The 9837-nt window shown below is 72.1% G+C and carries 9 protein-coding genes; 5 read left to right on the forward strand and 4 right to left on the reverse strand.

Annotated elements, in window-relative coordinates; genetic code table 11:
* Positions 1 to 68: 68 nt before the first annotated feature.
* Positions 69 to 1457 carry a hypothetical protein gene (locus ACFWYS_RS14310; RefSeq protein ID WP_384767270.1) on the forward strand — a complete coding sequence of 463 codons (1389 nt, stop codon included), beginning with the start codon at positions 69 to 71 and terminating at the stop codon, positions 1455 to 1457.
* A 68-nt stretch (positions 1458 to 1525) separates the two neighbouring features.
* Here ACFWYS_RS14310 and ACFWYS_RS14315 read toward each other — a convergent pair whose 3' ends face one another.
* On the reverse strand, positions 1526 to 2863 hold the full coding sequence (locus ACFWYS_RS14315) for a PH domain-containing protein (RefSeq protein WP_384767273.1): 1338 nt from the start codon (positions 2861 to 2863) through the stop codon (positions 1526 to 1528).
* Positions 2860 to 3378, reverse strand: coding sequence for a PH domain-containing protein (locus tag ACFWYS_RS14320; RefSeq protein WP_384767275.1), 519 nt, complete (start codon positions 3376 to 3378; stop codon positions 2860 to 2862). Before ACFWYS_RS14320 ends, ACFWYS_RS14315 begins: the two co-directional genes overlap by 4 nt.
* A gap of 31 nt (positions 3379 to 3409) precedes the next feature.
* Between ACFWYS_RS14320 and ACFWYS_RS14325 the strand changes: the two genes are divergently transcribed.
* Positions 3410 to 4561, forward strand: a complete 1152-nt coding sequence (locus ACFWYS_RS14325) for an NADH-quinone oxidoreductase subunit D (protein WP_384767278.1) — start codon at positions 3410 to 3412, stop codon at positions 4559 to 4561.
* A 56-nt stretch (positions 4562 to 4617) separates the two neighbouring features.
* Here ACFWYS_RS14325 and ACFWYS_RS14330 read toward each other — a convergent pair whose 3' ends face one another.
* Positions 4618 to 5682 (reverse strand): SAM-dependent methyltransferase, encoded by a 1065-nt coding sequence (locus ACFWYS_RS14330; protein ID WP_384767281.1) that lies wholly within the window; start codon positions 5680 to 5682, stop codon positions 4618 to 4620.
* Positions 5683 to 5800: 118 nt separating this feature from the next.
* On the opposite strand from ACFWYS_RS14330, the gene ACFWYS_RS14335 reads away from it, so the two are divergent.
* The 3 genes from ACFWYS_RS14335 to ACFWYS_RS14345 all read left to right on the forward strand — a co-directional run bounded on the left by ACFWYS_RS14335 (position 5801) and on the right by ACFWYS_RS14345 (position 8446).
* Positions 5801 to 7015, forward strand: a complete 1215-nt coding sequence (locus ACFWYS_RS14335; protein ID WP_384767284.1) for a sensor histidine kinase — start codon at positions 5801 to 5803, stop codon at positions 7013 to 7015.
* 74 nt (positions 7016 to 7089) lie between these two features.
* A complete protein-coding gene (locus ACFWYS_RS14340; protein ID WP_384767286.1) occupies positions 7090 to 7761 on the forward strand; it encodes a response regulator in 672 nt (223 codons plus the stop codon).
* A gap of 52 nt (positions 7762 to 7813) precedes the next feature.
* A complete protein-coding gene (locus tag ACFWYS_RS14345; protein WP_384767289.1) occupies positions 7814 to 8446 on the forward strand; it encodes an AAA family ATPase in 633 nt (210 codons plus the stop codon).
* 141 nt (positions 8447 to 8587) lie between these two features.
* Here ACFWYS_RS14345 and ACFWYS_RS14350 read toward each other — a convergent pair whose 3' ends face one another.
* The gene (locus ACFWYS_RS14350) at positions 8588 to 9694 is read right to left on the reverse strand and encodes a DUF5937 family protein (protein ID WP_384767292.1); all 1107 of its coding nucleotides are present in this window, start codon (positions 9692 to 9694) and stop codon (positions 8588 to 8590) included.
* Between the last annotated feature and the right edge of the window lie 143 nt (positions 9695 to 9837).

Below are 9837 nucleotides of genomic sequence, written 5' to 3' on the forward strand. Positions count from 1 at the left end.
ACTCGGGATGGCTGTCTTTTTACGGGGCGGGGCAACAAGATTCGCCTACGCGCGGTAAGTTTCTGGCCATGCCACGTGGACGTCACCGCCATTCCCCGCCCTTGCACCGGCTGCTGCCCCCGTCGGCGATCGCAGGCGTCTCTGTCGTCTGTGCTTTCGCCCCATGGGTGTTCTCCGAGGCAATGGTGCTGCGCGGCCTGGCCGCGGCCGCCGCGACGACGGCGGTCGTCGGTGGGGTCGTCATGCGCCGCTGGGACACACAGGCCGGCAAGAAGGTCGCCGACCTCACGCGCGCGCGTGCGAGCGACGAGTGGCGTTACGAGGAGCGGGTCGCCGAGCTGGAGACCGATCTTGAGGAGTCGCGCGAGCTTCGGGTGAAGCTGGAGCAGCGGCTGCGGGCCAAGCGGGCGGAGCTCGCGGGGCTGCGGAACGAGCATGCGGCGCTGTTGCGGCGGTACGCCACGGCGGAGACCGAGCGGGCGAGCGTGCTTGAGGAGCGGCGGGTTCTGGAGATAGAGGCGGCCGCACCTGCGCGCGCGTTGCCGCCGGGGGCTGTGGCTGCCCCTGCCGAGGGCGCGGAGACCGAGGGCGCGGAGGTCGAGGCTGCTGAGGCCGAGACTGCAGAGGAGACGGTGGCGGCTCCTGTCCCGGCGGCCTTCTCGCCCGAGGGGTCGCGGCTGTTCCTGCGGGCCAAGGCGGCGTTGGCGCGGTTCGAGGAGGACTCCTTGGAGGGCGGTGAGCTCTCGGAGGACGGCGAGCTCTCGACGGACGGCGACCTCTCGACGGACGGCGACCTCTCGACGGACGGTGAGTCCACGGAGAGCGGCGAGCTGTCGGAGGGTGGCGAGCTCGCGAAGGGCGAGTCCTCCAAGGAGGAGTCTCCGACCGACGAACCGCCGAAGAACGATCCGCCGAGGGGCGACGGGCCTTCCGGTGACCGGCCCTCCGGTGACCGGCCTTCCGGCAAGGAAGCCGTGACGGACGGGTCGGGCGCCGCAGAGGCAGCGGCGGAGGCCGTCGGCGGGGCCGGGGCGGAACCCGCGCTGGAGGACGAAGCGCAGGGGAAGCCCGTGGCGGCCGACGGGCATGAGCACGCGGCCGCCCACACCACGGCAGGCACGGTCGCCAAGGCGCAGCCCGCGGGGCACTTCATCGAGCCGACCGCTGTGGCCGTCGTGCCGGGGACGCCCGCGCGGCGTCCGCTGGTCGAGGGGGGCTTCGACTTCTTCGGTACGAAGGCGGGGGCGGCGGGGCCGTCCGCGCTGGAGTCCGTCCAGAACGAGGACCTCGCCGACGTCGTCGGTCAGGAGGCCCTCGCCCTCCACAAGGCCGAGTCCGAGGCGGAGTTCAAGCCGGCGGACGCGGAGTCCCGGGGGATCGGCCAGGTCATCGACCTGACCGCGCACGACGAGACGGAACAGATCGACGTGCAGGGGCTGCGTAGCGCGGTTTCCTGACGGCGGTCGCGGCGCGGCCGGGACGCGGTCGAGGCGCGACCGGGGCGGGATGCCTGCGGCACCCCGCCTCAGGCCATCCAGCGATCCGGCAGTGCGTCCCTGCGCCCCGTGCGTGACCGCTCCGCCTGTGCGTGCAGCAGTTCCCGCGCCTCCGTGGCGTCCCGCAGGCGGGCCGTCACCGTCTTGTTGGCTCCCGTGTCCACGTGGACGTCGGCCACGCCCCACAGCCGCTCCCAGGGGCCCTGAGTGAGCCGTACGCTCTGGACCTTCGCGTGGGGGACCAGGGCGAGGCTCCGGCGGAGAAGGCCGGTGTGGGCGGCGAAGACCGCGTCCGTGACGGTCAGGCCGTAGCCGCGCCACCAGAGCGGTACGCACCGGGCCGCACGGCGAGGCGGCCGGGTGAGGGAGGTGCGCGGGGGGACGGTCACTCCGGGCAGTACGCGCGCTATGACCGACTCGGCCACCTCGCGCGGGGCCACCGGGAGCAGGACGGAGTTGGCGGAGCCCGCCACGTTCAGCTCCACACGCACCCAGCCGCGCCGGCGCCAGAGGAGCGGTTCGACGAGCCGGACGGTCTGGACACGACCGGGTGGCACCGTCTCGTGGGCGCGGTCGAGGAGCCCGTGGTCGATACGGAGTCCGTCGGGCGACTCGGCCAGCGTCCAGTCGTACTCGGTGACGAAACGTCCCACGCTGCTGGCCCCCGCCGCGCCGAACAGCGGGATCGCGGTCGCCAGGACCGTCCACGCGCTCTCCGTCACCAGCCAGAGGATCGTCGGTACGGCCACGGCGGCGGCCAGCGTTCCCCAGGTCGCGCCGGTGAGGGCGAGGGAGGCGGCCAGGACGGCCGGGGGTACCCGCAGGAGTTCCTGGGACGGCGCCTCGCCTATCTCGTGGGCCGTCTCGGGGGCGAAACCGGCGGCTCGTGCGAGGAGTTCCGCGCGGAGTGTGCGTGCCTCCTCCGCGCCCAGGAAAGCCAGTTCGTCCTTCTTGTCGGTGCCTATGACGTCGAGTTTCAGCTTCGCCACGCCCGCCACGCGCGCGAGGAGCGGCTGGGTGACGTCGATGGCCTGGATGCGTTCCAGCCGGATGTGCGCGGTGCGCCGGAACAGCAGGCCGGTGCGGATGCGCAGTTCGGTGTCGGTCACCGCGAAGTGGGTGAACCACCAGGTGAGGAAGCCGTACAGGGCGGCGGCGGGGATCAGTGCGGCCAGTGCGAGCAGGAGGGTGGTCGTGGTGAGCCGGGTGAGCTGGCGCTGGGCCTGGTCAGGGTCGTGTGCCGCCCAGCCGATCAGGACCGCCACCGGGGCCCACGCTCGCCTCAGCGGTGTCACGGGGTGCAGACGGCGTTCGGTCAGGGGGCGCTCTGCGCGTACGGCGGCGCCGTCGACGCCGGGCGTCGTCACAGGCCCGCCGATCGTGCCTCGCCCAGCTCGGTGAGCCGGTCCCGCAGCCGTTCCGCCTCCGCCGGGTCCAGGCCGGGGATCGTGGCGTCGGTGGCCGCGGCCGCCGTGTGCAGCTGCACGCTGGCCAGGCCGAAGTGGCGCTCCACGGGGCCCGAGGTCACCTCGACCAGCTGCATGCGGCCGTACGGCACGACCGTCTCCTCGCGCCACAGCACGCCCCGGCTGATCAGCAGGTCGTCGGCGCGCTCGGCGTAGCGCCACGACCGCCAGTTGCGGCCCAGCATCACCCAGCCCCATGCCATCAGCGCGAGGGGCAGCACCGCGAAGGCCGCCCAGGCCGGCGCGGCGAGCAGCCCCAGCAGCAGGCCCAGGCCGATCGCCAGCAGGCCCAGCCACACCACCAGCAACAGGCGGCGCATACGGAGCAGGCCCGGCGGCAGCCCGGTCCACCCCGGGCCGGCCCCTGCCCGCTCGTCCCCCGCCGTGTCCGTGTTCTCTTGGCTCCCCGTCTCCATGAGGCCAGCGTACGTAGGGGAGACTGTGTCCATGACTCCCACCACGGAGACCATGGTCGGTATCGGCGGCGCCGCGGAGAGCACCGACATGGTGCTCAACATCGGGCCCCAGCACCCGTCCACGCACGGCGTGCTGCGCCTCAAGCTCGTGCTGGACGGCGAGCGCATCGTGAGCGCCGAGCCGGTGATCGGGTACATGCACCGCGGCGCGGAGAAGCTCTTCGAGGCGCGCGACTACCGGCAGATCATCATGCTCGCCAACCGCCACGACTGGCTGTCGGCCTTCTCCAACGAGCTGGGCGTCGTCCTCGCCGTCGAGCGCATGCTCGGCATGGAGGTGCCCGAGCGGGCCGTGTGGACACGGACCCTGCTCGCCGAGCTGAACCGGGTGCTCAACCACCTGATGTTCCTGGGCTCGTACCCGCTGGAGCTGGGCGGGATCACGCCGATCTTCTACGCCTTCACGGAGCGGGAGGAACTCCAGCATGTGATGGAGGAGGTCTCCGGTGGGCGTATGCACTACATGTTCAACCGGGTCGGAGGCCTGAAGGAGGACCTGCCGGCCGGGTGGACCACGCGTGCGCGTGCCGCCGTCGCCGACGTGCGCTCCCGCATGGACCGGTTCGACGACCTGGTCCTCGGCAACGAGATCTTCCGGGGGCGTACGCGGGGCGTGGGCACCCTCCCGCCGGGCACCGTGCACGCCTACGGCGTGAGCGGGCCGATCGCGCGCGCCTCCGGCGTGGACTTCGATCTGCGGCGCGACGAGCCCTACCTCGCTTACGGCGAGCTGGGCGACGTGCTCAGGGTCGTGACCCGGGACGAGGGCGACTGCCTCGCCCGCTTCGAGTGCCTGCTGGAGCAGACCCACAACGCGCTCGACCTCGCCGACGCCTGCCTCGACCGTCTCGCCGAGCTGTCGCCCGGGCCGATCAACCAGCGGCTTCCCAAGGTGCTGAAGGCCCCCGAGGGCCACACGTACGCGTGGACCGAGAATCCGCTCGGCATCAACGGCTACTACCTCGTCAGCAAGGGCGAGAAGACGCCGTACCGGCTGAAGCTGCGGTCGGCGTCCTACAACAACATCCAGGCGCTGGTCGAGCTGCTGCCGGGGACGCTGGTCGCGGACATGGTGGCGATTCTCGGGTCGATGTTCTTCGTGGTGGGGGACATCGACAAGTAGGCGGCGCGACAAGGAGACGGCGCGGCAAGGAGACGGTGCGGCAAAGGGGCGGCGTGTCAGTCCGCCAGTACGTTTGGAATTCCAACTGGCTGCATCAGCCAGCCGAAGTCTCCCAGCCCGCCGCTCGCCGTCAGCTCGGCGGCCTCGCCCGCCGTCGCCAGGGCCCGTACATACTCCGCCGGGCGGGTCGAGGCCAGCTCCAGCGGGGGGCGCGCACCCGTGATGCCCAGGGTGCGCAGGGCCTCGCGCTGGGGCAGCAGGAGCGCTCCGGGCAGCGCGCACGCGTCCAGCGCCACGTGAGCCGTGATGTCGCACGACCCGTCCGGGACCGGTGACGTCTCGCGGCCCTCGCGGAAGCCGGTGAGGGTGCCGAAGGGGGGTCGTGTCGCCGCCGTGTGCGCGTAGTCCACGGCGACCGCCAGACCCCGGTCCAGCGTCGCGACGGCGGCGGCCCAGGCCTCGTCCCTAGGCAGGCCGATCTCGGCCCGCGCACCTTCGGCGGACGAGACGTCTTCGGCGGAATGGGCGCCTTCGGCGGACGGGTCGCCGCCCACGCCCCCCGCTGCCTGTGTGCGCCCCAGTGGCCACCAGCGCGCCAGCCACTGCGCCTCCGCCCCGGACAGCGGCTCCCCGAGACGTTCGGTGCCGTCCCGTCGTACGAGGACCTCGCGCGGTACGCCGGTGGAGTCCACCTCCGCGATGTCCACCGGGACGTTGTCCAGCCACTCGTTGGCGAAGAGCAGGCCCGTGATCCCCTTCGGGCGGTGGGGCAGCCACTCGATCCGGTGATCGAGGGGTTCGGGGCGGTCGGCGATCTCCACGGCGTACGCACGCGTGCGTACCGCCACGTCGGCGGGGAGCGCGGCCAGTACACGGGTGACCAGTTCGCCCCGTCCGGCCGCCATGTCGACGAAGTCGAGGGAGGCGGGGCGGCCCAGGGCCTCGTCGACCCGGCACAGCAGCCGGGCCACGGCACCCGCGAAGAGGGGCGACGCGTGCACGGACGTCCGGAAGTGGCCGGCCGGGCCCTCGGGGCGCCGGTAGAAGCCGTCCGGCCCGTAGAGGGCGCCCTCCGCCGCCGCACGCCACCCACGCCATTCGCCCGTCGCCTCTGCTGTCACCCGGCCAGGCTAAGCGCAGAGAGGAAGGCAGCCTCCACCTTGCGGAGTACGCGTGGGTGGTGCGGATCGGCCCTCCGGTTGACCCCTGCACGCATCTCGCTTCCCTACGCTGGGTTACGTGCAGCGCCTTTATGACTTCATCCGCAGGCACCCGACATGGGTCGACGGCTTCTGGGCCGTCTTCCTCCTCGGGATCTCCGCGGTCACCGTGTCCGTCCGGGAGGAAGCCGGACAGGACCTCTCGGGCACCGACTCCGAGGCGGCCATCATCCCGGTCGTCCTGCTGTTGTGCCTGGTGATCGCGTTGCGCCGGCGGATGCCGGAGAAGATGCTGCTGCTGGCCATCGGCGTGGGGCTGGTGCAGCTGGCGCTGAACGTGGCGACCACACCCGCCAACTTCGCCTTCCTGGTGATCGTCTACACCGTCGCCGCGACCGGCGCGCGCTGGGCCTCCTGGCTCGCGCTGGGCGCCGGCCTGTGCGCGGCGCCACTGGCACAGCTGCGCTGGCCGGAGCGCGACTCCAGCGTCCTGGGCAATATCGCCCTGGTGATCTTCCTGACGGTGCCGTTCGCGCTCGCCTGGGTGCTCGGTGACTCGATCCGCACCCGTCGCGCCTACTACGAACAGCTGGAGGAGCGCGCGACCCGGCTCGAAAAGGAGCGCGAGGCGCAGGCCAAGGTCGCGGTCGCCGCCGAACGCGCCCGGATCGCGCGCGAGCTCCACGACGTCGTCGCGCACAACGTCTCCGTGATGGTGGTGCAGGCCGACGGCGCCGCCTACGTTCTCGACGCCGCGCCCGACCAGGCCAAGAAGGCCCTGGAGACCATCTCCTCCACCGGCCGCCAGGCCCTCGCCGAGATGCGCCGCCTGCTGGGCGTCCTGCGCACCGGCGAGCACCAGGAGAGCGGCGAGTACGTGCCGCAGCCCGACGTCGAGCAGATCGACGACCTCATCCAGCAGTGCCGCACCTCCGGTCTGCCGGTCGACTTCAAGGTCGAGGGCACCCCGCGCCCGCTGCCCAGCGGCGTCGAGCTGACGGCGTACCGCATCGTGCAGGAGGCGCTCACCAACACGCGCAAACACGGCGGGCCCAACGCGGGCGCGAGCGTGCGTCTGGTCTACTTCGACGACGGCCTCGGCCTGCTCGTGGAGGACGACGGCAAGGGCGCCCCGCACGAGCTGTACGAGGAGGGCGGCGCCGACGGCCGGGGGCACGGCCTGATCGGTATGCGCGAGCGGGTCGGCATGGTGGGCGGCACCCTGGACGCGGGGCCGCGTCCGGGCGGAGGATTCCGCATCAGTGCGCTGCTGCCGCTCAAGCCAGCACACTGATGCCTCGGCATGCCCCTTGTTGACACCTGTAACGGCCTTGTAGACGGATACGAAAGACACGGAAGAGGACCCCGATGACGATCCGCGTGATGCTCGTCGACGACCAGGTGCTGCTGCGCACCGGGTTCCGGATGGTGCTCGCGGCCCAGCCGGACATGGAGGTCGTCGCGGAGGCGGGCGACGGCGTCGAGGCCCTCCAGGTGCTGCGCTCGACCGCGGTCGACGTGGTGCTGATGGACGTGCGCATGCCGAAGCTGGACGGTGTGGAGACCACCCGCCGCATCTGCTCGGAGGCCGAGCCGCCCAAGGTGCTCATCCTGACCACGTTCGACCTCGACGAGTACGCCTTCTCCGGGCTGAAGGCGGGCGCGTCCGGCTTCATGCTCAAGGACGTGCCGCCCGGCGAGCTCCTAGCCGCCATCCGCTCGGTGCACAGCGGCGACGCGGTGGTCGCCCCGTCCACCACCCGGCGCCTGCTGGACCGGTTCGCGCCCATGCTGCCGTCCGGCGGCACGGAGCCCCAGCACAAGGAGCTGGAGCGGCTCACCGACCGCGAGCGCGAGGTCATGGTGCTGGTCGCCCAGGGGCTGTCCAACGGGGAGATCGCGGCCCGGCTGGTGCTGTCCGAGGCGACCGTGAAGACCCATGTGGGCCGCATCCTGACCAAGCTGGGGCTGCGTGACCGGGTGCAGGTGGTCGTCCTGGCGTACGAGACGGGGCTGGTGCGGGCCGGCGGGCACGGCTGACGCCTCGCGGGGGCGTGACCCCGGCGTGACCGGTGCCCACTAGGGTCTGCGCATGCTCCTGTGGATCAACGGCCCCTTCGGGGGCGGCAAGACACAGACCGCACACGAGATCCGGCGCCGGCTGCGCGGCAGCGTCATCTGCGACCCCGAGCACGCCGGCTTCGGCCTGCGGCGCACGCTCCCGCCCGGACTGCGCGGCGACTTCCAGGACCTGACCTCCTGGCGGCAGGGCGTCGTCGAGGTACTCGACCTCGCCCTCACCAAGCACGACGGCGTGGTGATCGCCCCCATGACGGTCACCAACTCCGACTACTTCGCCGAGACGGTCGGCCGGCTGCGCGAACTCGGCCATGACGTACGCCATTTCACCCTTCTCGCCGAGCGCGAGACCGTGCTGAAGCGGCTGCGCGAGCGCGGCTTCGGGCACCTCCTTCAGTACGTCGGCGGAAAGAACGCGGGGCTGCGCCGGGAGAGTTGGGCCGTACAGCAGCTCGACCACTGTCTGGAGCGGTTGCGCGAGCCGGAGTTCGCCGAGCATCTGTGGACGGACCACTCGACCGTGCCGAAGACGGCGGACCGGATCGCCGTCCTGGCCGGGCTGCGGCTGCGGCCGAACAACGAGGGCGCGTTGCGGACGCGGGCGCGGCAGGTGGGGGTCGGGATCAGGCACATCCGGTTCGACTGAGCCGTCGTCAGATCGGTCGCCCTCGGATCGACCGGTCGCCGACGGCTTGAACGGCCGTCTACGAATGCCCGTCTACGAATGCCCGTCTACGAACGGCCGTCTTCGAACGGCCGTCCACGAATGACCGTCTTCGAACGGCGGTCATCTCAGGAGCGCTTCGAGGAAGTCGCTGCCCAGCCGCGCCACCGCGGTGACGTCCAGCTGGTGCAGGACGTACCGGCCCCGGCGGCGGGTGGTGATCAGGCCCGCCTTCTTGAGGACGCTCAGGTGCCGGGATATCTCGGGCGCGGTCATGCCGTGGATCTGCACGAGTTCGCTGGTGGTGTAGGTGCTGCGGGCGAGGTTGCGGCACAGCTGCATCCGCACCGGGTGGGACAGGGCGGTCATCCGCAGGGTCAGCTGGTCGACGGAGGGCGGCGCGGCGAGGCCGGGGGAGCCGACCGGGTAGTGCAGCACCGGCTGCCAGGCGTGCCGGTGCAGCACCATCAGATGGGGCCAGCCCAGGCTCGTCGGCACCAGCAGCAGGCTGCTCTCCTTGATGACCGTGTGACCCTGGCGCAGCTTGTCGATGGTGATCCTTCCGGCGGTCTCGTCGACGCTCACCGCGGGGGACACCGCGGTCAGCGCCTCGGTCAGCCCCTTGTGCCGCAGAAGGTCGGTCTTGTGGCGGGCGTCCGCCGTCAGCTGGTGGCGCAGCCGGGACCACGCGTCCGCGAAGAACGCCTCGTCGCAGTCCTCCAGGAACTGCCGCAGCCAGGCCCGGATGCGCGGCGGATCCTCCAGCAGCCGCTGTCCGAACCGCAACTGCTGCGGCCCGCGCGCGGCGGCCAGCTCCAGCGCACGCCGCTGCAGCTCCGCGTCGGCCAGTACGTCGGGCGCCGGCGTGGCGTACGGAAGCGCGCAGGTGAACTCCAGCGCGGCGTCCACGAACTGCTCGTCCGTGAGCTTGTCCAGCAGATCCAGGTCCTCGGCGAGCGTGGCACCCGGCATGGTGCAGCCGCCCGGGACGCCGGCGAAGGGGAGGAACAGGTCCGAGAACGTCGTCCGCCACAGGAAGTCGGCCTCGCACATCCGGTCCGCCAGATGAGAGTCCAGCCGGGCCGTCACACTCGTCACCCAGCCCTGCAGGCCCGGATGGTGCCCCGGCTCCGACAGCGCGTGCAGCGCCATACCGAGCTCGGCCAAGGGGGAGGGCACGACGGCCAGCCTCTCCGGCCGCAGCCCCACGATGTCGATGCTCACGCTCATGCCCACATGGTGCACCGCGCCACTGACAACGCGGCCGGGGGGGGGGGGGGGGCCCCCCCCCCCCCGCCCCCCCCCCCCCGCCGGCGCCCCCCCCGGGGGGGGGGGGGTTAAAAAAAAAAAGCAGCCCCCGCCCACGCCGCGCG

The organism is Streptomyces sp. NPDC059010 (genome assembly GCF_042740355.1).
Lineage (GTDB): Bacteria > Actinomycetota > Actinomycetes > Streptomycetales > Streptomycetaceae > Streptomyces.